Genomic DNA, 23323 nt, shown 5'->3' on the forward strand with positions numbered 1-23323 from the left:
TGGGGAAAGGTTACGGACGTGTCATCCGCAGGACATCCAGGGCCTCGTCGAGCTGCTGCTCCGTCAGGTCGCCGCGCTCCACGTACCCGCTCTCCAGCACGACCTGCCGGATCGTCTTCCGTTCCGCCAGGGCCTTCTTGGCGACCTTCGCGGCCTCCTCGTACCCGATGTACTTGTTGAGCGGGGTGACCACGGAGGGCGAGGACTCGGCGTACTCCCGGGCGCGTTCGCGGTGGGCGACGATGCCGTCGACGGTGCGGTCGGCGAGCAGCCGGGAGACGTTGGCGAGCAGCCGGATGGACTCCAGGACGTTCTTCGCGATGACCGGAAGCATCACGTTGAGCTCGAAGTTGCCGGCCGCGCCCGCGGTCGCGACGGTCGCGTCGTTGCCGATCACCTGGGCGGCGACCATCAGCACGGCCTCCGGGATCACCGGGTTGACCTTGCCGGGCATGATCGAGGAGCCGGGCTGGAGGTCCGGGAGCGAGATCTCCGCGAGGCCGGTCCTCGGCCCGGAGGACATCCAGCGCAGGTCGTTGGCGATCTTCGTCAGACCGACCGCGATGGTCCTGAGCTGCCCGCTGGTCTCCACGATCCCGTCCCGGGCGCCCTGCGCCTCGAAGTGGTCCCGCGCCTCGGTGAGGGGCAGCCCGGTGGTGCGGGCGACCTCCTCGATGACGGCGGCGGAGAAACCGGGCGGGGTGTTGATGCCGGTACCGACGGCGGTGCCGCCCAGGGGGAGTTCGGCGAGCCGGGGGAGGGAGGCGGTGAGGCGCTCGACGCCGTACCTGATCTGGGCGGCGTAGCCCCCGAACTCCTGGCCGAGCGTCACCGGGGTGGCGTCCATCAGATGCGTCCGCCCCGACTTCACGACGTCGGCGAACTCCTCGGACTTGCGGGTCAGGGCCGCGGCGAGGTGCTCCAGCGCCGGGATCAGGTCCTGGGTGACGGCGGCGGTGGCGGCGATGTGGATGGAGGACGGGAAGACGTCGTTGGACGACTGGGAGGCGTTCACGTGGTCGTTGGGATGCACGCTCCGGCCCTCGCCGAGCCGCTCGGTCGCCAGGGTCGCGATGACCTCGTTGGTGTTCATGTTCGACGAGGTGCCGGAGCCGGTCTGGAAGACGTCGATCGGGAAGTGCTCGTCCCACCTGCCCTCGGCGACCTCCTCGGCGGCCTCCTGGACGGCCTCCGCGATGTCCTTGTCGAGCACCCCCAGCCGTGCGTTCACCTTCGCGGCGGCGCCCTTGATCCGGGCGAGCGCCTCGATGTGCGCCCGCTCGATCCGCTGCCCGGAGATCGGGAAGTTCTCCACGGCCCGCTGCGTCTGGGCCCGCCACTTGGCGTCCACGGGAACCTGGACCTCGCCCATGGAGTCGTGCTCGATGCGGTATTCGCTCATACCGGGTACAGCGAACGGGACGGGCGGGTTGTTCCGGATCCTGGGCCGCTCGGGTGTCCGTGGGTGATGCGAGCCGGGTCTCAACCGAGGCGGCCAGCAGTGACACCCATCAGCCCGTCCGGCGTTCGAGGACGAGGCCCTTTCGGGGCCGATCGGGGGTCCAGGGGGCGGAGCCCCCTGGGAACGGGACGGGTAGGGGCGGCGGGGGCGAGATCCGTCTCCCGCCGCACCCAAGGCACTACGCCAGCCCGGGTCCCCGCACGGGGATCGTCGTGAACGTCGGTGCCGGTGCCGGGTCCTGGAAGAAGTCGTTGCCCTTGTCGTCGACGACGATGAAGGCGGGGAAGTCCTCGACCTCGATCTTCCAGACGGCCTCCATGCCGAGCTCCTCGTACTCGACGACCTCGACCTTCTTGATGCAGTCCTGGGCGAGCCGGGCGGCCGGGCCGCCGATGGAGCCGAGGTAGAAGCCGCCGTGCGCATCGCAGGCCTTGGTGACCTGGGCGGACCGGTTGCCCTTCGCCAGCATCACCTTGGAGCCGCCCGCCGCCTGGAACTGCTCGACGTAGGAGTCCATGCGGCCGGCCGTGGTCGGACCGAAGGACCCGGACGCGTAGCCCTCGGGGGTCTTCGCCGGGCCCGCGTAGTACACCGGGTGGTCCTTGAGGTACTGCGGCATCTCCTCGCCCGCGTCGAGCCGTTCCTTGATCTTGGCGTGCGCGATGTCCCGGGCCACGACCAGCGGGCCGGTGAGCGAAAGCCGCGTCTTCACCGGGTACTTGGTGAGCTCGGCGAGGATCGACTCCATCGGCTGGTTCAGGTCGATCCGCACGACGTCGGACTCGTCCAGGTGCTCGTCCGTCGTCTCCGGCAGGAACCGCGCCGGGTCCGTCTCCAGCTGCTCCAGGAAGACGCCCTCCGCGGTGATCTTCGCGACCGCCTGGCGGTCGGCCGAGCAGGACACCGCGATGGCCACCGGGCAGGACGCACCGTGCCGGGGCAGCCGTACGACCCGAACGTCGTGGCAGAAGTACTTGCCGCCGAACTGCGCCCCGATCCCGATCTTCTGCGTCAGCTCGAAGACCTTCTCCTCCAGCTCCTTGTCCCGGAAGCCGTGCCCGAGCTCCGAGCCCTCGGCCGGGATCTCGTCCAGGTAGTGCGCGGAGGCGTACTTGGCGGTCTTCAGCGCGTACTCGGCACTGGTACCGCCCACGACGATCGCCAGGTGGTACGGCGGACAGGCGGCCGTACCGAGCGAACGGATCTTCTCCTCCAGGAACTTCATCATGGAGGCCTCGTTCAGGACGGCCTTCGTCTCCTGGTAGAGGAACGACTTGTTGGCCGAGCCGCCGCCCTTCGCCATGAACAGGAACTTGTACGCGCCGCCGTCGGTGGCGTACAGCTCGATCTGCGCGGGCAGGTTGGAGCCGGTGTTCTTCTCGTCCCACATGGTCAGCGGGGCCATCTGGGAGTAGCGCAGGTTGAGGTTCAGGTACGCGTCGTAGATGCCCTTGGACAGCGCGGCCTCGTCACCGCCCTCGGTCAGCACGTTCTGTCCGCGCTTGCCCATGACGATCGCCGTACCGGTGTCCTGGCACATCGGGAGCACGCCGGCGGCCGCGATGTTCGCGTTCTTCAGCAGGTCCAGCGCCACGAACTTGTCGTTGCTGGACGCCTCGGGGTCGTCGATGATCCGCCGCAGCTGGGCGAGGTGGGCCGGGCGCAGGTAGTGCTGGATGTCGTGGATGGCCTCCTCGGCGAGCTTGCGCAGCGCCTCCGGCTCCACCTTGAGGAAGGTCCGCCCGTCGGCCTCGAAGGTGGAGACACCCTCGGAGGTCACCAGCCGGTAGGGGGTGGTGTCCTCTCCCATGGGGAGCAGATCGGTGTATGCGAACTCAGGCATCTCAGCCCATTCCTCACTCGAAAGACGGCGGCCCACCGCCGTTGGCGGGCCTCACCAGCCTAGAACCTGTCCAAGGACGAGAAGTTGTGAGGTAGGGCTCAGTCGCTTCCCCAAGACTTGTCCACAGGCCTAGTCGCGATCTATCGCGTTTGGGTACGCTGCTGCCGTGGACCTTCAGAAGCCCGACCTTCAGAAGCACGCGGGCCCCGCACCGGCGGTGGCCGACCTGCGCGCCTCGGACGCCGACCGTGACCGCATCGCCGACATCCTCCGCGAGGCCCTCGCCGAGGGCCGGCTGACCTCCGACGAGCACGCCGAGCGGGTCGAGGGGGTGCTGAGCGCCAAGACGGTCGGTGAGCTGGAGGTCTTCATCCGGGACCTGCCCGCCGCCCATCAGCGCCGGGCCGCCCCGGCCTGGACCCCGGCCGCCAACCGCCCGACCGACGCGATCCCGCACGACCCGGACGACAACGTGGTGGCGGTCTTCAGCTCCGCCGTCCGCAAGGGCCGCTGGCGCGCGGGCCGCCGCATCCACGCCTACGCGATCTTCGGCAGTGTCGAGATAGACCTGAGCGAGGCGGTCTTCGAGTACCGCCAGGTCGTCATCAAGGCGTTCTCGGTCTTCGGGAACGTCGAGGTGCGCGTCCCGGAGAACGTCTCGCTGCGCGGCACCGGCGGTGGTGTCCTCGGCAACTTCGAGGTGGACACCCTGGACTCGCCCGACGCCGACGCCCCGGTGGTCTACATCGACGGCTGGGCGATCCTCGGCAACATCGAGGGGCGGCCCAAGCGCGGCAAGCTCGTGGCGGACATCCTCGACCGGGTCCAGCACAAGGTCGACAGGAGTTTGCGCAAGCATCTGGGCCATTAACGGCTGTGAACGCGCCCGCTTTCGGAGCGAATCGGTCCCCCTTCGATCACGCCCCGAAGGGCGTACGAGCACGCGGAATCCGGCGGTCGGGAACTCAGTGCATAGGCGCGCGCACAGCGGGTAGGGCTTGCTGCATCGTCTCTCGCTCGCGAAGCCGTCGTCAGGAGTAGACCGTGCTGCAACCGCCGCATTCGTCCCTGCAGGTAGCTCCCGTGCCGGCCCAGCGGGGGCCAGTGCGGGACAGGGACCAAGACGCTCCATGGCACACCGAGGCGGTGTGCCGGCGCGACGAGGCCGGCCTGTTCTTCGCCCCGTCCAAGGAACCCACCGCCGCGAGGCTCTCCCGCGAGGAGGCCGCGAAGCGCGTCTGTGCCCGCTGTCCGGTCATGGTCGAGTGCCGCGAGCACGCCCTGCTGCAACCCGAGCCCTACGGCGTCTGGGGCGGCCTGACCGCGGCGGAACGCCGAGTGGTCCTGGCCCGCCGCAGGCGCCGCGACCTGGAACTCACCAAGGCGGCGAGGGCGGCCCGCATAGCCCAGGCGGGCTGACCGCCACAGAACACGAAAAGGCGCCCCCACCGCACCGGGGGCGCCTTTCGAACTGGGCTGAGCGGGAATCTGCCTAGGGGCGCGGGGCTGTATTGATCTGCGGCTCCGCCGCGTGGGCGCGACAAGCCACAGCGCACCCGCACCCGCCAACGCTCCGAAGCCCCCGAGCTGTCACGCGCTACTTGGCCCGGTCGAAATCGATCGCACTGTAGGCCCGCAGCTTGCTCAACCGGTGCTCCGAGTCGATCCGCCGCACCGTCCCCGACTTCGACCGCATCACGATCGAGTCGGTCGTCGCGGTCTCCGACCGGTACCGCACACCCCGCAGCAGCTCACCGTCGGTGATGCCGGTCGCCACGAAGAACACGTTCTCCCCGGACACCAGGTCGTCGGTGGTGAGCACCCGGTCCAGATCGTGCCCGGCGTCGACCGCCCGCGCCCGCTCCTCGTCGTCCTTCGGCCACAGCTTGCCCTGGATCGTGCCCCCGAGGCACTTCACGGCGCAGGCGGAGATGATCCCCTCCGGCGTACCGCCGATGCCCAGCAGCATGTCGACGCCGGTGCCCTCGCGCAGCGCGTAGATCGAGCCCGCCACGTCACCGTCGGAGATCAGCTTGATCCGCGCCCCCGCCTCCCGGATCTCCTTGATGATCCCTTCGTGCCGGGGCCGGTCCAGGATGACCACGGTCACGTCCTCCGGCGTGGAGCGCTTCGCCTTGGCGACCCGCCGGATGTTCACGGAGACCGGCGCGTCGATGTCGACGAAGTCCGCGGCCTCGGGGCCGGTGACCAGCTTGTCCATGTAGAACACGGCGGACGGGTCGAACATGGACCCGCGGTCCGCGGCGGCCAGCACCGCGATCGCGTTCGGCATGCCCTTGGCCGTCAGCGTGGTCCCGTCGATCGGGTCGACGGCGATGTCGCACTCGGGGCCGGTCCCGTCGCCCACGCGCTCCCCGTTGAAGAGCATCGGGGCCTCGTCCTTCTCACCCTCGCCGATGACGACCACGCCGTTCATCGACACGGTGGAGACCAGGGACCGCATGGCGCGTACCGCGGCACCGTCGGCGCCGTTCTTCTCGCCCCGGCCGACCCAGCGGCCCGCGGCCATCGCGGCGGCTTCGGTCACCCGGACGAGTTCCAGGGCGAGGTTGCGGTCGGGGGCCTCGGAGGGGACTTCGAGTTCGGACGGCAGATGATGATGCTCGGTCATCGGAGCGCACCTTTCTGATACGACGACGGCCGGATGAGGGTTCGACCGTCGACTCTATCGTCAGTCCGACAAAATGAGCAGGGGACCCCACGGATGAGCGGACCGGGCACCTGCGACGATAGGGGGCGTGGCAGGTTCGAACGGCAAGCAGAAGACGGTCCGGGACATGATTCTCTCCCTGGGCCTGATCGGGATCGCGGCGGCGGTCATCTACGTGTTCATCCCGCACGACGACTCCGCTCCGGACATCAAGACGGTCGACTACCGCGTCGAGCTGCTGACGGCCCGCCGCGCGGCCTCCTACCCGGTGGCCGCTCCCGAGGGGCTGCCGACGGGCTGGAAGGCGACCTCGGTGCGCTTCCAGGCCGACGAGTCCGACGCCTGGCACCTGGGCTTCCAGGCCCCCGGTGGTGAGTACGTGCAGATCGAGCAGTCCGCTCAGAAGCCGTCGGAGTTCATCGACGAGGCGACCCAGGGCGGCGAGGCGACCAAGCAGACCGAGGAGATCGCGGGCCGCACCTGGACCCGGTACACCGGCGGCCGCTACGACGCCCTCGTCCACCAGGGTGACGGGGCGACCACGGTGGTCGCGGGCACGGGTTCGCCGGCCCAGCTGACCGAGATGGCGAAGTCGCTGAAGATGGCGTGACGAGCGAGAACCCGACGGCACGAGGACATGAGGAAGGGCCCCTGCGGCAGCGCGGGGGCCCTTCCTCATGATGGCTGATGCGTCAGGCGACGGCCGATGCTCAGACGGTGGTGACGACCTCGTCGTAGGACAGCCGCGGGGAGCGCGGGAACCAGGCGTCGTCGCCCGGCTTGCCGATGTTGACGACCATCAGCGGGGTGTGGTCGTCGTCCAGGAACTCCTTGCGGACACCCTCGAAGTCCAGGCCGGTCATCGGGCCGGCGGCCAGACCCGCGGCACGCACGCCGATGATGAAGTACGCGGCCTGGAGGGCGGCGTTCAGACCGGCGGCACCCTCACGGGCGGGGCGCTCGGCGAAGAAGAGGTCCTTGGCCTGGGGGAAGTGCGGGAAGAGCTGCGGCAGCTCCTCGTGGAACTCGTTGTCCGCGGAGAGGATCGCGACCAGCGGGGCGGTGGCGGTCTTCGGCTGGTTGCCCTCGGCCATGTGCTGGACCAGGCGCTCGCGGGCCTCGGCGGAGCGGACCAGGGTGATGCGCAGCGGGCTCTGGTTGAAGGCGGTCGGGCCGTACTTGACCAGGTCGTAGATCGCCTGGACCTGCTCGTCGGTCACCGGCTCGTCGGTGAAGGTGTTCGCGGTGCGGGCCTCGCGGAACAGCAGGTCCTGGGCGGCGGGGTCAAGAACGAGAGACATGAGGGGAACCTTCTCGAGCGGTGCGTGGATGTGCGGGGCACCCGGAAACGGACCGGGGACCGTTTGACGTTCTCGACCGTACGCGATTGAAGTTCAATGTTCAACGAAAAGCGGGGCGTGGTGATCCGCTTCACAGATCACCGGGCCTGTCGCCCCGCCTTACCCCGCTACTCCGAGCCGTCCCCGGCCCCGGTCTCCTCCTCGTCGGCCAGCGCCGCGTCCAGCCGCGCCCGCGCCCCGTCCAGCCAGCGCCGGCACACCTTGGCCAGCTCCTCGCCCCGCTCCCAGAGCGCGAGGGACTCCTCCAGAGTCGTGCCGCCCGCCTCCAGGCGCCGTACGACCTCGATCAGTTCGTCCCGCGCCTGCTCGTACCCGAGCGCCTCTTCCGCCACCTTGCTGGTCATCCGCCCACCCTATGCATCGACTCGGACAACGAACTCACCCTCGGCGACGCGCGCCCGCAGGGTCTCCTCGGCCGTCACCTCGTCCGGCGACCGCACCACGTGCCCGTCCGCCTTCTGGAGCACGGCGTACCCCCGCTGGAGGGTCGCGGCGGGGGAGAGGGCCACCACGCGCGCGTGCGTGTGCGTCAGCTCGGAGTCGGCGCGGTCGAGGAGGTGACCGAGCGTGCGACGGGCGCGGTCGGCCAGGGAGGACACATGGTCGGCGCGCTCGTCGATCATCCGGTGCGGGTCCTCTATCGACGGCCGCGCCAACGCGTGCGCTAGCCCCCGCTCCTCCCGCTGGAGGAACGACTCGACACACCGCCGCGCGCGGTCCCTGAGCGCCCGCACCCGCTCGTACTCCTCGCCCACGTCCGGGACGACCTTCTTCGCCGCGTCCGTCGGCGTCGAGGCCCGCAGGTCGGCGACGTAGTCCAGCAGCGGGGTGTCCGGCTCGTGCCCGATCGCGGAGACGACGGGGGTCCGGCAGGCCGCCACCGCCCGCACCAACTGCTCGTCGGAGAACGGCAGCAGATCCTCCACGCTGCCGCCGCCGCGCGCCACGACGATCACGTCCACGTCGTCGAGCGCGTCCAGTTCCTTGACCGCCTGCACCACCTGCGGGACCGCGTGCACGCCCTGCACCGGGACGTTGCGCACCTCGAAGCGGACGGCGGGCCAGCGGTGCCGGGCATTCTCCAGGACGTCCCGCTCGGCCGCCGACGCGCGCCCGCACACCAGCCCGATCAGCTGCGGCAGGAACGGCAGCGGCTTCTTGCGCTCCGCCGCGAACAGCCCCTCGGCGGCCAGGGACTTCTTCAACTGCTCCAGCCGCGCGAGCAGCTCACCGACCCCGACCGGCCTTATCTCGGTGGCCCGCAGCGACAGCTGCCCCCGCGGCGCGTACCACTCCGGCTTCGCCAGGACGACGACCCGGGCGCCCTCGCTGACGACATCGGCGACGTCGTCGTAGACCTGGCGGAAGCAGGTCACGCTCACCGAGATGTCGTACGACGGATCGCGCAGCGTGAGGAACACCACGCCCGCGCCCGGGCGCCGGTTCAGCTGGGTGATCTGCCCCTCGACCCACACGGCGCCGAGACGGTCGATCCACCCGCCGATGAGCCGCGACACCTCACCGACGGGCAAGGGCGTTTCGGGAGTCGAGTTCACAGCCATGCCGCGAGCGTAACGGCCGACTCCGACAACGAGCCGTCAGCGAGGGGGTCCTGTCGGCCGGGCTCCCCACGCAGGTGACCGCCGTCCACCCTCCCGGTCAGGTCACCGGCGGGTCGCCCCGTCGGCGGGGGAACGCCGGGCGCGTTGGGCCGTCAGCACCGCGAGGCCCGCCACGAGCCAGAGCGCGCCGACCACCTGTGCCGCCTCCGACGCCTCCACGATCACCGCCACCGTGATCGCCGCCCCGGCCACCGGTACCAGCACGTGCCGCCACCAGCTCACCGGGCCGCCGCGCCGCCTCACCGCGAACCAGCCGACCACGCTCGCGTGCAGCAGCGTGAACGCGGTCAGGGCGCCGATGTCGACCACGGAGACCAGGTGGTCCATGCCGTCGTCCCGGCGGGCCGCCCACACCGCGGCGACCAGGGTGATGCCGGCCGCGCACAGCAGGGCCACGCGCGGGACGCCCGAGTCCGTGCGGGCCAGCGCCCGCGGCAGCCGCCGGTCGCGGCCCATCGCGAACAGCAGCCGCCCCGCCGCCGCCTGCCCGGCCAGCGCCGCGAAGGCCGCGCCGATCGCCTTGCTCACGGCCACCAGATCGTGCAGCCAGGTACCGGCCGCGGAGTCGACCGCGTCGTAGAAGGCCGAACCCTGCCGGCCCGGATCCGCCGCATACTGCGCCGAGGTCGTCGGGTCCAGGAGCGCCACCAGGTACGTCTGCGCCACGAACAGCACGCCCGCCAGGGCCAGGCAGAACAGCACCGCGCGCGCGACCTTCGCCGAGCCGCCGGTGACCTCCTCCGCGAAGGAGGCGATCGCGTCGAAGCCCAGGTACGACAGGACCGCGACCGAGACCGCGCCGATCACCGCCGACAGCGCGAACGCCCCCTGGGTGCCGTCCCCGGACAGCGGCGACAGCCAGCCCCGTTCGGCGCCGTCCCGCGCGAGGACGACGACCGCCGAGACCGCGAAGACCAGCAGGACCACGATCTCCATCGCCAGGACAAGGAAGCCCACCCGGGCCGCCGTCCGCACGCCCCACAGGTTCAGCAGGGTCGTCACGACCACCGCGAGCGCCGTCCACACCCAGCGGGAGACCTCCGGGACCAGGGCGTTCATCGCGATACCGGAGAACAGGTACGCCACCGCCGGGATCAGGAGATAGTCCAGCATCGCCATCCAGCCCGCGACGAACCCGGCCTCCTTGCCGAGCCCCGCGCGCGCGTAGGCGAACACCGACCCCGCCTGAGGGACGACCCGCACCATCTGCGCGTAACTGAACGCGGTGAACGCCATCGCCACCGTGGCGACCACATAGACGAGGGCGACCGCCCCGTGCGACTTCGCGTCCAGGGTGCCGTAGACGCCGACGGGCGCCATCGGCGCGATGAACAGCAGCCCGTAGACCACGAGGTCCCGGAAGCCCAGGCTGCGCCGCAGGTCGCCGTGTTCCTCCTCGGCCGTGCGGTCCGCCGTACCGGTACCGGACATCGTGCCTCCGCCTGGTGCTCGTCCCCCCGCCCCTCACTCTCCCGGTCAGTTTTCCCAGGAAGGTCAAGGGCACGCGATCTTCGACCGACCGAACGCGGCCTTACGATGGGACGCATGACCGCTTCGCCTGGCCGCCGTGTCCTGCTCGCCGCCCCCCGTGGCTACTGCGCGGGGGTGGACCGCGCCGTGATCGCCGTCGAGAAAGCCCTGGAGCAGTACGGCGCTCCGGTGTACGTCCGGCACGAGATCGTCCACAACAAGTACGTCGTACAGACCCTCGAGAAGAAGGGCGCCATCTTCGTCGAGCGGACGGAAGAGGTCCCGCCGGGCAACATCGTGATGTTCTCGGCGCACGGCGTCGCCCCCGTCGTCCACGAAGAGGCCGCCCGCGGCAGGCTCGCCACCATCGACGCGACCTGCCCGCTGGTCACCAAGGTCCACAAGGAAGCCGTCCGGTTCGCCAACGAGGACTACGACATCCTCCTGATCGGGCACGAGGGCCACGAGGAGGTCATCGGCACCTCCGGCGAGGCCCCCGACCACATCCAGCTCGTCGACGGCCCGGCCGATGTCGCCAAGGTCGAGGTCCGGGACCCGTCGAAGATCGTCTGGCTCTCCCAGACCACCCTCAGCGTCGACGAGACCATGGAGACCGTCGACGCCCTCAAGGAGAAGTTCCCGCAGCTCATCTCCCCGCCCAGCGACGACATCTGCTACGCCACGCAGAACCGCCAGCTCGCGGTGAAGCAGATGGGTGCCGAGGCCGAACTGGTCATCGTGGTCGGCTCCCGCAACTCCTCCAACTCCAAGCGGCTCGTCGAGGTCGCCAAGCTGGCCGGCTCCCGCGAGGCCTACCTCGTGGACTTCGCGAGCGAGATCGACGAGGCCTGGCTGGAGGGCGTGACGACGGTGGGCGTCACCTCCGGCGCCTCCGTCCCCGAGGTCCTCGTCGAGGAGGTCCTGGAGTGGCTGGCCGAGCGCGGCTACGGCGACGTGGAGCTGGTGAAGGCGGCCGAGGAGTCCATCACCTTCTCGCTGCCCAAGGAGCTCCGCCGCGACCTGCGAGAGGAGGCGGCCGCGCTGGTCGCCGAGCGCAAGGGCGCTGCCGGGACCACGGGCGGCACCGGCGCTACGGGGACCTCCGGGGCGTGACTGTCCGTCGTCCGTCGTAACGTAGGGCCATGCAGATCTTCGGCTTGGACATCGGTGGATCCGGGATCAAGGGCGCCCCGGTGGACCTCGACAAGGGCGACCTCGCCCAGGAGCGCCACAAAGTGCTCACCCCGCACCCGGCGACGCCCGACGGCGTCGCCGACGGGGTGAAGCAGGTCGTGGACCACTTCGGCTGGACCGGCCCGGTCGGGCTGACCTTCCCGGGCGTGGTCACGGGCGGCTCCCACATCCGTACGGCGGCCAATGTCGACAAGAGCTGGATCGACACCGACGCGCGCGCGTTGTTCGGCGAGCGGCTCGGCGGGCTCCCGGTGACCGTGGTCAACGACGCGGACGCGGCCGGCGTCGCCGAGATGAACTTCGGCGCGGGCAAGGACCGCAAGGGCACCGTCATCCTGCTCACCTTCGGCACCGGCATCGGGAGCGCGGTCTTCGTCGACGGCGTCCTCGTCCCCAACACCGAGCTGGGCCACCTGGAGCTGCACGGCCACGACGCGGAGAAGAAGGCGTCCAGCAAGGCCCGGGAGGACGAGGAGCTCAGCTGGGAGCACTGGGCCCGCCGCGTGCAGAAGTACCTCGCCCATGTCGAGATGCTCTTCTCGCCCGAGCTGTTCATCATCGGCGGTGGCGTGAGCCGCAAGTCCGAGAAGTTCCTGCCCCACATCGAGGGCATCAAGGCGGAGATCGTCCCGGCGCAGTTGCAGAACAACGCGGGGATCGTGGGAGCGGCGATGCACGCGGCCCACGAGTAGGCCCGGGGCCTGAGAAGCCGCTGCTTCTGCCCTCGCCTCCCGGGCGTCAGGGTGAACGGCGTCGTACCAGCAGGATCCTGCGGATCAGGGCGACCAGGCCAGCGGCCAGGGTGCCGGCGTAGAGCCAGCCGGCCTGCGTCGCCAGCGCGGTGAACAGGCCCATCAGCCGGCCCGAGACACCGCCGCCGCCGTCGGCGACGGCCACGAGCCCGGTGGCGAAGGCGATCGGCACGATGATCGGGGCGGTCAGCAGATCGCCCCGGCGCAGCCAGACCGCCGTCAGCACGCACACCGGCAGGAACAGCACGCCGTACGCCGTCAGCGACGAACCGAACAGCAGCGCGTCGAGACAGCCGAGCAGGAACATCACCGCCATGCAGAACAGGCCGCCGCCCAGCCCGGTGAGCCGGGGGTTCGGCAGCCGGCGCAGCGTCCGGACCACCGGTGGCGGCGGGCGGCGGGCCACCGGCGGGCGGCGCTCGCCGCGGGCCTGCGCGGGCAGCGGCGCTCCCGGAGCCGCGCGTCGCGTTCCGTTGTGCGGGGGGCGGGTCCTGTAGTGCTCCACTGGACCAACCTAGGTCTGCTTATGTGCCCGATCGCCCTTCAGACACGCCGAGGGAAAGACCTTGGCCATGCGTTCGAGAGGCCCGCCGGGGCGGGGTGCGGCACGCCGTAGACTGGTGGATCGGCCCCCTGGCCGCCCAGTCTCCTCACGTCTCCTCTCACGTACGGGAAGTCGCAACGTGTCGCTCACGATCGGAATCGTCGGCCTGCCGAATGTCGGCAAGTCGACCCTGTTCAACGCCCTGACCAAGAACGACGTGCTGGCGGCCAACTACCCGTTCGCCACGATCGAGCCCAATGTCGGCGTGGTCGGCGTCCCGGACCCGCGACTGGCGAAACTGGCCGAGATCTTCTCCTCCCAGAAGATCCTCCCGGCGACCGTGGACTTCGTCGACATCGCGGGCATCGTGCGGGGTGCCTCGGAGGGTGAGGGCCTGGGCAACAAGTTCCTCGCGAACATCCGTGAGTCGGACGCGATCTGCCAGGTCATCCGCGCCTTCAAGGACGAGAACGTCGTGCACGTCGACGGCAAGGTCTCGCCGAAGGACGACATCGAGACGATCAACACCGAGCTGATCCTGGCCGACCTCCAGACCATCGAGAAGGTCCTGCCCCGCCTCCAGAAGGAGTCGCGGATCAAGAAGGACATCGCGCCGAAGGTCGCGGCCGTCGAGGCGGCGAAGGAGATCCTGGAGAAGGGCGACACGCTGTTCTCGGCGGGCATCGTCCAGGGCTCCGGCAACGAGGAACTCCTGCACGACCTGCACCTGCTCACCACCAAGCCGTTCCTCTATGTCTTCAACGTCGACGAGGACGAACTGGTCGACGACGACTTCAAGAACGAGCAGCGCGCCCTGGTCGCCCCGGCCGAGGCGATCTTCCTGAACGCCAAGCTGGAGGCGGACCTCGCCGAGCTCGACGAGGAGGACGCCCTGGAGCTCCTGGAGTCGGTCGGCGCCGAGGAGCCCGGCCTGGCCACCCTCGCCCGCGTCGGCTTCAACACCCTCGGCCTCCAGACCTACCTCACGGCCGGCCCCAAGGAATCCCGCGCCTGGACCATCAAGAAGGGCGCCACGGCCCCCGAGGCGGCCGGCGTCATCCACACGGACTTCCAGAAGGGCTTCATCAAGGCGGAGGTCATCTCCTTCGACGACCTGGTGGAGACCGGCTCGGTCGCCGAGGCCCGCGCGAAGGGGAAGGCGCGGATGGAGGGCAAGGAGTACGTCATGCAGGACGGGGACGTGGTGGAGTTCCGCTTCAACGTCTGACCACGATCAGAAACCTGTGTTCCCCGCCGCCCGGCGGGCGGGCACAGGTTTTCTGTCCATGGAGGACAGGTTTTCTGTCCATGGAGGGGGGACCGTGGGGCGGGACGAGCGGGAGACGGTCGCGAGGGGAGCGCGGCTGTTCGAGGCGGCCCAGGCCGTCGTCGTCGACCACGGCAGGGCGGCGGAGGCCGTACGGGTTGCGCTGAAGCCGCTGCACGACGCGGAGGTGAAGCGGGAGCTCGACGCGATCCCCGTGGCCCGGCTCCAGGACGTCACCGAGGGGCGGCTGCGGCTCGGGAGCGTCGAGAAGAGCGGCCTGCGCACGGTCGGCGAGGTCCTCGAAGCGGGCCCCTACCGGCTCCGGCAGATCCCCGGAGTCGGACAGCGCACCGTCGACCAGATGCTCGCGGCCGCCCGGCGGCTCTCCGAGGCGGCGCACGAGACCGTGGCCGTCCACATCGACGTCGAGCGGCCGGAACCGCGTACCACCGCACTGGTCATGGCTCTGCACGTACTGGTGGAAGCCGGCCCGGACGCCCGGCGCGCGGTCGACAAGGCCGTCGTCCTGTCGAAGCGGCTCGATCCGCTGCTCGCCGACGCCAGGCTCGCCCTCGGGCGGATCCGGATGCTCCTGGCGGGCCAGGAGAAGAAGGCGTGCGCATGGGCGGCCGTCGCCGGGATCCGGTCGCTGGCGGACGAGGCGGAGCGCGCGGGGCTGCCCGGGCTCTTCGCCCAGGCCTCGGTGGACCTGCTCCGGGGGCCCGCGACCGACATCGCGGCCTGGGTCGACTTCGAACTCCGCTCCGCCGAGTACTACAGCCTGCTCGCCGAGATCTCCGGGCGGCAGCCGGACGTGGCCGCCGCCGAGGGATTCCTGCCGGACGAGATCGCCGAGCGGGTGCGGACCCAGCACCTCGACGACACCCACCGGCGGGTCTCCCTGCGCGGCTACCAGGCGTTCGGCGCACGGTTCGCGCTCGCGCAGCGCAAGGTGATACTCGGCGACGAGATGGGCCTCGGCAAGACCATCCAGGCGATCGCCGTGCTGGCGCACCTGGCCGCGGGGGGACAGAGCCACTTCATGGTCGTCTGCCCGGCGAGCGTCCTCGTGAACTGGACGCGGGAGATCGAGGCCCGCAGCGCCCTGCGGGTCACCGTGCTCCACGGACCCGACCGGCACCTCGCGTTCGCCGACTGGAAGGCGCGGGGCGGGGTCGGGGTGACCACCTTCGACGCGCTGCGCGGCTTCCCCGCCCCGGACCGCGGGGAGGTCGCCCTGCTCGTGGTGGACGAGGCGCACTCCGTGAAGAACCCGAAGGCCAAGCGGTCCCAGGCGGTCGCCGGGTGGGCGGAGCGGTGCGAGCGCGCCCTCCTGATGACCGGGACCCCGATGGAGAACAGGGTCGTGGAGTTCCACCACCTGGTCCGGATGCTCGACGGCGACCTCGCGGACTCCCTCGGGGAAGGGGACGCCCGGGCCGGGTCGGTCGGCTTCCGCAAGGCCGTCGCCCCGGTCTACCTGCGACGCAACCAGGAGGACGTGCTGACGGAACTCCCGAGTCTCCAGCACACCGACCAGTGGGAGGAGTTGAGCGCGTCGGACGCGGAGGCCTATCGGGAGGCCGTGGCCGCCGGCAACTTCATGGCGATGCGCAGGGCCGCGTACATGGCCCCCGAGAAGTCGGCCAAGCTGGACCGGCTCCGGGAGATCGTCCAGGAGGCCGGGGAGAACGGGCAGAAGACGGTGGTCTTCTCCTACTTCAAGGACGTCCTGGGCGTGGTGCGGGAAGCCCTCGCGCCGGGGGAGTCCGCCGGCGTCCCGCTGTTCGGCCCGTTCACCGGCAGTGTCCCGTCCGGGCGACGGCAGCGGATCGTCGACGAGTTCGCCGCTGTCCCGGGCCCCGCGGTGCTCCTGGCGCAGATCCAGGCGGCGGGCATCGGCCTCAACCTCCAGGCCGCCTCGGTCGTCGTCATCTGCGAACCCCAGATCAAGCCGACCATCGAGCACCAGGCGGTCGCCCGGGCCCACCGGATGGGGCAGGTCAGACCGGTCCGCGTCTACCGTCTCCTAGCCATCGGGGGCGTCGACGAACGCCTGGTGAGACTGCTGGAGACCAAGACCCGCCTCTTCGACGCCTACGCCCGCCGCAGCGCCGTGGCCGAGGCGTCCCCGGACGCGATCGACGTGTCGGACACCGAACTGGCCCGGCGGATCGTCGAGGAGGAACAGGCCCGTCTGGGCCTTGCGGACGAGAGGCTCACGGCCGCCGAGTGAGGCGGGCGGGGCGGTGACACCAGGGGGGCCGAGTGAGGCGGGCGGGGCGGTGGCACCAGGGCCGCCGAGTGAAGCGGCCGGGGCGGTGACATCTAGAGAAGCGGCTGGGCGGTGGTTCCCGGACTGCCGTCACGCCGGCCCGCCCACCACCGACCGACAGGCCTCCGCATACCCCCGCACCAACTCCCGCCCCCCGTCCTCCTTCCGCCAGGCCAACACGTATCTGCTCGGGCCAAGTCCGCGCACCGGGCGGGTGACCACCCCGCCCAGGGTGATCAGGGGCGCGTTCCCGGCGGCCACGAGGCAGACGCCCAGGCCCGCGACGAGGGCCTCGTACGTCTCCTCCGTGCCCGCGATTTCGGCGCCGACGCGGGGCGGCCGGCTGGACCGCTCGTCGACGGCCAGCCAGAAGTCGCGCAGCGGGCCCGCGCTCGCCGGCAGAGCTAGGAACGGTTCGTCGGCCAGGTCGGCGAAGTCGATCGACTCGCGGGAGGCCAGCGGGTGGCCGGCGGGCAGGGCGACCAGACGGGACTCCTCGGCGACCGGCGTCCACGCATAACGCTCCGGGTCCGGCAGGGGCAGCCACACGAAGGCGACCTCCGTCTCACCGTCCGCCAGACCGGCGGTCGGGTCCTGCCACCCCATCTGCCGCAGCCGTACGACCGCCTCCGGATGCGCGGCCGTGAAGCGGGAGCGGATCGCCGGGAGCAGCCCGCCGCGGCCGGGGCTGGTGCTCATGCCCACCACCAGCGTGCCCCGGCCCGCCGCCCGCGCCGACGCCATCGCGGTGTCCGCGGCGGCCCACGCCTGAAGCACCTGCCGGGCGTGCGGCAGCAGTGTCTCGCCGGCCTCGGTGAGGCGCACGCCGTGCCGGTCCCGTCGGAACAGCTCCACGCCCAACTGCCGCTCCAGCGAACGGATCTGCTTGCTCAGCGCGGGCTGCGACACGTACAGGCGGTCCGCGGCGCGGGTGAAGTGCAGGTCCTCGGCCACCGCCAGGAAGTAGCGCAGGTCCCGCAGATGTACGTCCGTCGTCATGAACATCGGTTATCACCAAAGGTCTTGGACGGGCAACCGGCCTTCGCGGCAGGGTGGTTCACGGCAAGAGCCGGATCACGAGGGAGTCGACATGAACAAGGTGTGGCTGATCACGGGCGCGAGCAGCGGCTTCGGGCGGGCGCTCGCCGAGGCGGCGCTGGCCGACGGCGATGTCGTGGTGGGCGCCGCCCGCAGGCCCGGGGCGCTGGACGACCTGGTGGTCGCCCATCCCGACCAGATGGAGGCGCTGGGTCTGGACGTGACCGACACGGCCGCGGCGGAGGCCGCCGTACGGGGCGTGGTGGCCCGGCACGGGCGGATCGACGTCCTGGTCAACAACGCGGGCCGCACGCATGTCGGCGCGTTCGAGGAGACCACCGAGCACGAGCTGCGCGAGCTGTTCGACCTGCACGTCTTCGGCCCGGCGGCACTCACCCGTGCTGTGCTGCCGTCCATGCGCGCACGGCGGTCGGGGGCGATCGTGCAGATGAGCAGCATGGGCGGGCAGTTGTCCTTCGCGGGCTTCTCGGCGTACAGCGGGACCAAGTTCGCCCTCGAGGGCATGTCCGAGGCGCTCGCGGACGAGGTCCGGGAGTACGGCGTCAAGGTGCTCGTCGTGGAGCCGGGGGCCTTCCGCACCTCGCTGTTCGAGGCGAGCCGGGCGGGAGTCAGCGCCGACAGCGGCGTCTACGCCAAGGTCAGCCGGACCCGCGAGGCGGTCTCCGGCGGCGACGGCACCCAGGCCGGCGACCCCGCGAAGGCGGCGGCCCTGATCCGCGCCGCGCTCGACGCCGAGGACACCCCACTGCGGCTGCCCCTCGGGGACGACGCGGTGACCGCCGTACTCGACCACCTCGACGGCATACGAGCCGACATCACCGCCTGGGAGAAGAGCACACGGGCCACGGGCTTCGACGACTGAGTCTCAGGTCACGTGGAGGCGGATGGTCGTGCCGTCCGGGACGCCGTGGATCCGCTGGGCGACGGGCCCGCGGATCCGCATCGCGGTGACCGCGTCCTTGACCACGAGGTTGTCGAAGTCGTAGCCCCCGCCGCCGACGAAGAACCGCAGCGGCACCAGTCGTTCGCTCGGCGCCAACGCGCCTTTCTCCCGTTGGAAGGCGTGGGCGAAGGAGGCGGCGCCATGGACGTCGGGGCCGGCGAGGAGCCAGGTCGCCCAGGACTCCAGGCTGTCGCCGAGTTCGGTGACCTCGGCGGTCTCGGGGTCGAAGCAGACCACCCGCTCGCCGCCGGCCACCGCGAACTGGACGCCGAAGATGTCCTGGCCGAAGCAGAACGGGTCGTCGGCCAGACCGCCGTAGGTGTCCTTCCAGGCGTCCTCGGAATTCCAGTGGATCATGTCGTGGCCGAGCCCCTCCTCGCCCACCCGGAAGACCTGCACTCCGGCGTTGAACAGGAAGAACCCGTTCATACGGGAGATCATCCGGGCGAGTTCGGCCAGCGGCCCCGCCTCGGAGCCGAAGTCCACGTCGATCACCGGGCCCATCGGACCGCGGGCACGTCCCAGGAGCTGTTCCAGCGCGCTGTCGGTCATGTGTGTGTCTCCGCTCCCTCAGGCCCGATCGGCCTGTCTCGCTTCACCTCGGTGGTGATCCGGGCGCGGCAACTCCCCTGCCGCGGCGGCGCATTCCCCTCCGGGGACCCATGGCCTCCGCCAACTGGGCACGCGCCGCTCCCCGTACCCCGTCGCCGCCCCACCAGCGGTCCGATTCTCCCGTGTCTCGGCCCACCGCACCGCGAGACCGTTCACCGCCCTGGTCGTCGTCCCCGTGATCGCCATTCCGCCCCCGCCCGCCCCACGCATACGATGCGCCCAGTCGTACGTCAGTTCCCCGCCGCTGTCTGAAACAGGAGCACGGTACCCGTGTCCATACCCCCGCCCCCTGGGCCGCTCCAGCCCGACCCCGCCCAGGGACCCCAGGGACCCCAGGGACCGTCCCCGACCCCCGATCCGTACAGGCCGCCGCCGGAGGGACAGCAGCCGTACGGCCCGCCGCCCCAGGGGCAGCAGCCCTACGGCCAACCCCCGTACGGCCCTCCGCCCCAGCCGTACCAGCCCTACGGCCCACCCCCCGGCACCCCCGTCTCCGCCCCCGCCCCCTACCAGACCTGGGGCCAGGGCTACAGCCCCTACGCCCGTCCTTCCCCCGTGAACGGGCTCGCCATCGCCTCGCTGGTGCTCGGGGTGCTGTGCTGTGTCCCGGCCGGCGGGCTCGTGCTGGGTGTGATCGCGCTGGTGCAGATCAAGAAGAAGGGGCAGTCCGGCAAGGGGATGGCGATCGCCGGTTCGATCCTGTCGGGGCTCGGACTCGCCCTGTGGGTCGCGGCGCTCGCCACCGGCGGGCTCTCCGGGGCGTGGGAGGGGTTCAAGAAGGGCGCGACGGAGGGCGCGGCCTTCTCGGTGGTGAAGGGACAGTGCTTCGATGCGCCGGGGGAGACCCTCGACGGTCTCACCTACGACGTCGACGAGGTGCCCTGCGAGGGCGAGCACGACGGCGAGGTGTTCGGCGAGTTCGAGATGAGCGGGTCGGTCTTCCCCGGCGACGCCGCCGTCTCCGACGCGGCCGACGAGCGCTGCTACCCCCTCCAGGACGCCTACGTCATGGACACCTGGTCGCTCCCCGACGACGTGGACGTGTACTACTTCGGCCCGACCCGGCAGAGCTGGCGCCTCGGCGACCGCGAGATCAGCTGCATCTTCGGCAACACCGACGAGAAGGGCACCCTGACCGGCTCGCTGCGCGTCGACGCGACCACCCTCGACGACGACCAGCTGACCTTCCTGATGGCGGTCAACGCCGTCGACAAGACGTTCTGGGAGGAGCCCGAGGAGCAGCCGGAGGACGACCTGCCGGGCTACCGGGACTGGGCGCGGGACGTCCACGACACGCTCGACGACGAAGTCCGCCACCTGCGGGCGCACACCTGGTCGGGCGCCCCGGCCAAGCCGGTGGAAGCCCTGATCAAGGACATGGAGAAGTCCCGGAGCGAGTGGGCGAAGGCCGCCGCCTCCGATGACGTGGACACCTTCTACACGCACTACGACGCGGGCTACGCCTTCGTCGACGGCTCCACGACCGTCACCGCCCGCAAGGCTCTGGGGCTCGCCTCCGACCCGCCGTACGACGACGATTCCAGCGGCGAGAGCGGCGACTCAGGAAGCTCCGAGCTCAATGTGTGAACCCTGCCATAGCGGGGAGAAAGTGCCTGCGTAAAGCCCACCACCGGAACATGTCATCACATCGAGTGATTCTCTGGCCTTTGCTTGCATGGGCCAACCCACGGTTGCCAGGCTGTTGCTGTCTGTACAACCTGATGGGAGCGGCCAGTGACATTCGGTGAGCAGCCGGCGTACCTGCGCGTCGCGGGTGATCTCCGCAAGAAGATCGTCGACGGTTCGCTGCCACCCCACACCCGCCTGCCGTCCCAGGCGAGGATCCGCGAGGAGTACGGCGTCTCGGACACCGTCGCCCTCGAGGCGCGCAAGGTGCTGATGGCCGAGGGGCTGGTCGAGGGCCGCTCAGGGTCCGGGACCTACGTCCGTGAGCAGCCCGTGCCCCGCCGTATCGCCCGCTCCGGCTACCGTCCGGCCTCGGGGGCCACCCCCTTCCGGCAGGAGCAGGCGGACGGGGAGGGGCGTGGCACCTGGGAGTCCAGCAGCCGCCAGACCGAGGCCTCCGCCGCCATCGCCGAGCGGCTCGCCATCCGGCCCGGCGACCGCGTGATGTGCACCAAGTACGTCTTCCGGGAGGCCGGCGAGCCCATCATGCTCTCCACCTCCTGGGAGCCCCTCGCGGTCACCGGGCGCACCCCCGTGATGCTGCCCGAGGAGGGCCCCCTCGGCGGCATGGGCGTCGTCGAACGGATGGCCGCCATCGACGTCGTCGTGGACAACGTCACCGAGGAGGTCGGCGCCCGCCCCGGCCTCGCCGAGGAACTGCTCGCCCTGGGCGGTGTCCCCGGCCATGTCGTCCTCGTGGTCCACCGCACCTACTACGCCTCGGGGCGCCCTGTGGAGACGGCGGACGTGGTCATCCCGGCCGACCGCTACCAGGTCGCATACCACCTTCCGGTGAAGTAGCGCCTTTCAGGTGGGGCGGCGCGGGGCCGGTGAAGCGGCGCCTTTCCGGTGAAGTAGCGCGCGCCCCGGGCAGGTTGTCCCGGACGGACGCTCAACGGGCCCGTAGGCGAACGCCGTTCGAATTCGGCCGTTCTCGCAGGTCGACACCGCCGTCCTGACGGCACCCCTGACCGGAGGCACCGCCGCCCACCGGGGGCGCGTTCGATGTCGCGCGCCCCGGGTCCGAGGAGTCCGTCCTGGCTGGTTGCGTACCTCTTTGTGAAAACGCGTGTTCGCTGCGTAAAGGTTGGGCGTAGGCTCGGGCATATGCGGAGTGCGGTTTCCTTATCGGGTGGGGCTCGACGCAGGTCGGGAAGGAGCGGTGGGGCGCAATGAACGACGGCACGATCACTCTTCCCTGGCTCGTCATACGACAGGACGACAACGGCAATCGCTACCGCGTGGGCAGGTATGCGACCAGGGCGGAGGCCCAGAAGATCGCCGACAGTCTCGACGCCCGCGGCCACAAGCAGCTCTACTGGGTCGAGCGCATCGGTCAGAACGGCGTCAGTTCGGCCGACTGACCTCCCTCCCGTAGGCTCCGGCGCATGACGGAACGGATCGTGGTGGTGGCGGCCGCCCTCTACGACGGCGACCGCCTCCTCGCGGCCCGCCGCAGCGCGCCCCCGGCCCTGGCCGGCCGATGGGAGCTGCCGGGCGGCAAGGTGGAGAGCGGTGAGGCGCCGGAGCAGGCGCTCGTCCGCGAACTCCGGGAGGAGCTCGGTGTGGAGGCGGAGGTGCAGGACCGCGTCCCCGGCGAGTGGCCCCTGAAGCCCCCGTACGTCCTCCAGGCGTGGCGAGCCCGCCTGCGCCCGACTTCCCCCGCCCCCAAGCCCCTCCAGGACCACGACGAGCTCCGCTGGCTGACACCGGACGAGCTCTGGGACGTCGACTGGCTCGACCAGGACGTAGAAGCGGTCGGTGCACTGAAGCTCCTCAGGGGCGCGGGGCTGTGTCGATATGCGGCTCCGCCGCGGGGCGCGACCAGCCCCAACGCACCCGCACCCGCCCCGCAACAGAACCCCCCGAGTTCTTAGGCGCCCGGTCTTCAGCCATTCGCACGGTACCGCCCCCACAGAATCGGGTATGTGCCCCTTAACCCCACGAAAGCGGACATGGGCTGGCCCGGGATGTGATCGGCGTGATCGACACCGAAGGCGACTGCGCCGAGTGGATCTTCCCAGCAGACCCCGGCGCCGTACGTGCCGCCCGTGCCGCGGTCCGCGAGAGGCTGCGGCACTGGGGCCTCGACGTCCTGGCCGACGTCGCCGCCCTGCTCGTCAGCGAGCTGGTGACGAACTCCCTTCGGCACGCCACCGGCCCCATCGGCGTCCGCCTGGTCCGCCCCGACGCGGTCGACGGCGTCCTCCTGGTGGAGGTCTCCGACCCCCTCCCCGACCCGCCCCGCGAACGCGTCGCCGAACTGGACGACGAGAGCGGCCGTGGCCTCCAGCTGGTCGCCCATGCCGCCCACCGCTGGGGTACCCGCCCCGGCGCGAGCGGCAAGACCGTCTGGTTCGAGCTCTCGCTGCCATGAGAAACACGCATCCATGAGGAACGCGCCGCCATGAGGAACACATGTACGACATCCCGTCCCCTGTCCAGCGATCGGTTCAGGCCGGTGGCAGTTGTCGGCGGACGTGATTCGATGCCGTGTCCGCTGGTTAGAAGACTGGAAGTGTTGTCGCAGCCCGGACCGAAAACCGTCGGGATCGTGCTGTG

The 23323-nt window shown here is 70.8% G+C and carries 23 protein-coding genes; 13 read left to right on the forward strand and 10 right to left on the reverse strand.

Annotated elements, in window-relative coordinates; all coding sequences use genetic code 11:
- Positions 1 to 10 precede the first annotated feature (10 nt).
- Both AQJ54_RS03130 and AQJ54_RS03135 read right to left on the reverse strand, forming a co-directional pair.
- The gene (locus tag AQJ54_RS03130) at positions 11 to 1402 is read right to left on the reverse strand and encodes a class II fumarate hydratase (protein WP_062023935.1); all 1392 of its coding nucleotides are present in this window, start codon (positions 1400 to 1402) and stop codon (positions 11 to 13) included.
- Between the two features lie 238 nt (positions 1403 to 1640).
- Complete coding sequence (locus tag AQJ54_RS03135) at positions 1641 to 3305, reverse strand: fumarate hydratase (RefSeq protein WP_062233686.1); 1665 nt, start codon at positions 3303 to 3305, stop codon at positions 1641 to 1643.
- Between the two features lie 166 nt (positions 3306 to 3471).
- On the opposite strand from AQJ54_RS03135, the gene AQJ54_RS03140 reads away from it, so the two are divergent.
- Positions 3472 to 4176, forward strand: a complete 705-nt coding sequence (locus tag AQJ54_RS03140; protein ID WP_062023938.1) for a DUF1707 SHOCT-like domain-containing protein — start codon at positions 3472 to 3474, stop codon at positions 4174 to 4176.
- Positions 4177 to 4349: 173 nt separating this feature from the next.
- On the forward strand, positions 4350 to 4724 hold the full coding sequence (locus AQJ54_RS03145) for a WhiB family transcriptional regulator (RefSeq protein WP_078616681.1): 375 nt from the start codon (positions 4350 to 4352) through the stop codon (positions 4722 to 4724).
- A 178-nt stretch (positions 4725 to 4902) separates the two neighbouring features.
- On the opposite strand, the gene glpX is transcribed toward AQJ54_RS03145, so the two are convergent.
- Complete coding sequence (gene glpX / locus AQJ54_RS03150; RefSeq protein ID WP_062023939.1) at positions 4903 to 5937, reverse strand: class II fructose-bisphosphatase; 1035 nt, start codon at positions 5935 to 5937, stop codon at positions 4903 to 4905.
- Positions 5938 to 6064: 127 nt separating this feature from the next.
- On the opposite strand from glpX, the gene AQJ54_RS03155 reads away from it, so the two are divergent.
- Positions 6065 to 6586 (forward strand): DUF4245 domain-containing protein, encoded by a 522-nt coding sequence (locus AQJ54_RS03155; protein ID WP_062233689.1) that lies wholly within the window; start codon positions 6065 to 6067, stop codon positions 6584 to 6586.
- A gap of 100 nt (positions 6587 to 6686) precedes the next feature.
- On the opposite strand, the gene AQJ54_RS03160 is transcribed toward AQJ54_RS03155, so the two are convergent.
- From AQJ54_RS03160 to AQJ54_RS03175, 4 genes are all read right to left on the reverse strand, one after another.
- Positions 6687 to 7277, reverse strand: a complete 591-nt coding sequence (locus AQJ54_RS03160; RefSeq protein ID WP_062023942.1) for a malonic semialdehyde reductase — start codon at positions 7275 to 7277, stop codon at positions 6687 to 6689.
- 167 nt (positions 7278 to 7444) lie between these two features.
- Positions 7445 to 7681 (reverse strand): exodeoxyribonuclease VII small subunit, encoded by a 237-nt coding sequence (locus tag AQJ54_RS03165; protein WP_062023943.1) that lies wholly within the window; start codon positions 7679 to 7681, stop codon positions 7445 to 7447.
- 9 nt (positions 7682 to 7690) lie between these two features.
- Positions 7691 to 8899: an exodeoxyribonuclease VII large subunit gene (gene xseA / locus AQJ54_RS03170; RefSeq protein WP_062233692.1), complete on the reverse strand. Its 1209-nt coding sequence runs from the start codon at positions 8897 to 8899 to the stop codon at positions 7691 to 7693.
- Positions 8900 to 9001: 102 nt separating this feature from the next.
- Complete coding sequence (locus tag AQJ54_RS03175; protein WP_062233695.1) at positions 9002 to 10390, reverse strand: APC family permease; 1389 nt, start codon at positions 10388 to 10390, stop codon at positions 9002 to 9004.
- 105 nt (positions 10391 to 10495) lie between these two features.
- Here AQJ54_RS03175 and AQJ54_RS03180 point away from each other — a divergent pair, with 105 nt between their 5' ends.
- A complete protein-coding gene (locus AQJ54_RS03180; RefSeq protein ID WP_107120995.1) occupies positions 10496 to 11542 on the forward strand; it encodes a 4-hydroxy-3-methylbut-2-enyl diphosphate reductase in 1047 nt (348 codons plus the stop codon).
- Positions 11543 to 11571: 29 nt separating this feature from the next.
- Positions 11572 to 12315, forward strand: coding sequence for a polyphosphate--glucose phosphotransferase (ppgK, locus tag AQJ54_RS03185; RefSeq protein WP_062023948.1), 744 nt, complete (start codon positions 11572 to 11574; stop codon positions 12313 to 12315).
- Positions 12316 to 12361: 46 nt separating this feature from the next.
- Here ppgK and AQJ54_RS03190 read toward each other — a convergent pair whose 3' ends face one another.
- A complete protein-coding gene (locus tag AQJ54_RS03190) occupies positions 12362 to 12880 on the reverse strand; it encodes a DUF6542 domain-containing protein (RefSeq protein WP_207917348.1) in 519 nt (172 codons plus the stop codon).
- A 178-nt stretch (positions 12881 to 13058) separates the two neighbouring features.
- On the opposite strand from AQJ54_RS03190, the gene ychF reads away from it, so the two are divergent.
- Together ychF and AQJ54_RS03200 are read left to right on the forward strand one after the other, a co-directional pair.
- Positions 13059 to 14147 (forward strand): redox-regulated ATPase YchF, encoded by a 1089-nt coding sequence (gene ychF, locus AQJ54_RS03195; RefSeq protein WP_062023950.1) that lies wholly within the window; start codon positions 13059 to 13061, stop codon positions 14145 to 14147.
- Between the two features lie 58 nt (positions 14148 to 14205).
- The gene (locus AQJ54_RS03200) at positions 14206 to 16422 is read left to right on the forward strand and encodes a DEAD/DEAH box helicase (protein ID WP_211278484.1); all 2217 of its coding nucleotides are present in this window, start codon (positions 14206 to 14208) and stop codon (positions 16420 to 16422) included.
- Positions 16423 to 16551: 129 nt separating this feature from the next.
- Here the strand turns inward: AQJ54_RS03200 and AQJ54_RS03205 are convergent, their stop codons facing one another.
- Entirely contained in the window at positions 16552 to 17466 is a 915-nt protein-coding gene (locus AQJ54_RS03205) for a LysR family transcriptional regulator (RefSeq protein WP_062233698.1), read from the reverse strand.
- An 85-nt stretch (positions 17467 to 17551) separates the two neighbouring features.
- Here AQJ54_RS03205 and AQJ54_RS03210 point away from each other — a divergent pair, with 85 nt between their 5' ends.
- Positions 17552 to 18382, forward strand: a complete 831-nt coding sequence (locus AQJ54_RS03210; RefSeq protein WP_062233701.1) for an oxidoreductase — start codon at positions 17552 to 17554, stop codon at positions 18380 to 18382.
- Positions 18383 to 18385: 3 nt separating this feature from the next.
- On the opposite strand, the gene AQJ54_RS03215 is transcribed toward AQJ54_RS03210, so the two are convergent.
- Positions 18386 to 19015 (reverse strand): hypothetical protein, encoded by a 630-nt coding sequence (locus tag AQJ54_RS03215; RefSeq protein WP_062233704.1) that lies wholly within the window; start codon positions 19013 to 19015, stop codon positions 18386 to 18388.
- A gap of 330 nt (positions 19016 to 19345) precedes the next feature.
- On the opposite strand from AQJ54_RS03215, the gene AQJ54_RS03220 reads away from it, so the two are divergent.
- The 5 genes from AQJ54_RS03220 to AQJ54_RS03240 all read left to right on the forward strand — a co-directional run bounded on the left by AQJ54_RS03220 (position 19346) and on the right by AQJ54_RS03240 (position 23138).
- Positions 19346 to 20662 carry a DUF4190 domain-containing protein gene (locus AQJ54_RS03220; protein ID WP_062233706.1) on the forward strand — a complete coding sequence of 439 codons (1317 nt, stop codon included), beginning with the start codon at positions 19346 to 19348 and terminating at the stop codon, positions 20660 to 20662.
- 147 nt (positions 20663 to 20809) lie between these two features.
- Positions 20810 to 21562, forward strand: a complete 753-nt coding sequence (locus tag AQJ54_RS03225; RefSeq protein ID WP_062023956.1) for a GntR family transcriptional regulator — start codon at positions 20810 to 20812, stop codon at positions 21560 to 21562.
- Between the two features lie 371 nt (positions 21563 to 21933).
- On the forward strand, positions 21934 to 22125 hold the full coding sequence (locus AQJ54_RS03230) for an SPOR domain-containing protein (protein WP_020136812.1): 192 nt from the start codon (positions 21934 to 21936) through the stop codon (positions 22123 to 22125).
- A 24-nt stretch (positions 22126 to 22149) separates the two neighbouring features.
- Positions 22150 to 22638 carry a (deoxy)nucleoside triphosphate pyrophosphohydrolase gene (locus tag AQJ54_RS03235; protein ID WP_062233709.1) on the forward strand — a complete coding sequence of 163 codons (489 nt, stop codon included), beginning with the start codon at positions 22150 to 22152 and terminating at the stop codon, positions 22636 to 22638.
- A gap of 95 nt (positions 22639 to 22733) precedes the next feature.
- Complete coding sequence (locus AQJ54_RS03240; RefSeq protein WP_062233712.1) at positions 22734 to 23138, forward strand: ATP-binding protein; 405 nt, start codon at positions 22734 to 22736, stop codon at positions 23136 to 23138.
- The last annotated feature ends 185 nt before the right edge of the window (positions 23139 to 23323 follow it).

The organism is Streptomyces griseorubiginosus, assembly GCF_001514195.1.
Lineage (GTDB): Bacteria > Actinomycetota > Actinomycetes > Streptomycetales > Streptomycetaceae > Streptomyces > Streptomyces griseorubiginosus.

Bases quoted from the DNA above. Each gene is read 5' to 3' on its own strand.
- xseA (WP_062233692.1), bottom strand. From the start codon at position 8,899: ATGGCTGTGAACTCGACTCCCGAAACGCCCTTGCCCGTCGGTGAGGTG.
- AQJ54_RS03205 (WP_062233698.1), bottom strand. From the start codon at position 17,466: ATGTTCATGACGACGGACGTACATCTGCGGGACCTGCGCTACTTCCTG.
- AQJ54_RS03235 (WP_062233709.1), top strand. From the start codon at position 22,150: ATGACGGAACGGATCGTGGTGGTGGCGGCCGCCCTCTACGACGGCGAC.
- AQJ54_RS03135 (WP_062233686.1), bottom strand. From the start codon at position 3,305: ATGCCTGAGTTCGCATACACCGATCTGCTCCCCATGGGAGAGGACACC.
- ppgK (WP_062023948.1), top strand. From the start codon at position 11,572: ATGCAGATCTTCGGCTTGGACATCGGTGGATCCGGGATCAAGGGCGCC.
- AQJ54_RS03215 (WP_062233704.1), bottom strand. From the start codon at position 19,015: ATGACCGACAGCGCGCTGGAACAGCTCCTGGGACGTGCCCGCGGTCCG.
- AQJ54_RS03165 (WP_062023943.1), bottom strand. From the start codon at position 7,681: ATGACCAGCAAGGTGGCGGAAGAGGCGCTCGGGTACGAGCAGGCGCGG.
- AQJ54_RS03180 (WP_107120995.1), top strand. From the start codon at position 10,496: ATGGGACGCATGACCGCTTCGCCTGGCCGCCGTGTCCTGCTCGCCGCC.
- AQJ54_RS03200 (WP_211278484.1), top strand. From the start codon at position 14,206: ATGGAGGACAGGTTTTCTGTCCATGGAGGGGGGACCGTGGGGCGGGAC.
- AQJ54_RS03130 (WP_062023935.1), bottom strand. From the start codon at position 1,402: ATGAGCGAATACCGCATCGAGCACGACTCCATGGGCGAGGTCCAGGTT.
- AQJ54_RS03210 (WP_062233701.1), top strand. From the start codon at position 17,552: ATGAACAAGGTGTGGCTGATCACGGGCGCGAGCAGCGGCTTCGGGCGG.
- AQJ54_RS03230 (WP_020136812.1), top strand. From the start codon at position 21,934: ATGAACGACGGCACGATCACTCTTCCCTGGCTCGTCATACGACAGGAC.
- AQJ54_RS03175 (WP_062233695.1), bottom strand. From the start codon at position 10,390: ATGTCCGGTACCGGTACGGCGGACCGCACGGCCGAGGAGGAACACGGC.
- glpX (WP_062023939.1), bottom strand. From the start codon at position 5,937: ATGACCGAGCATCATCATCTGCCGTCCGAACTCGAAGTCCCCTCCGAG.
- AQJ54_RS03160 (WP_062023942.1), bottom strand. From the start codon at position 7,277: ATGTCTCTCGTTCTTGACCCCGCCGCCCAGGACCTGCTGTTCCGCGAG.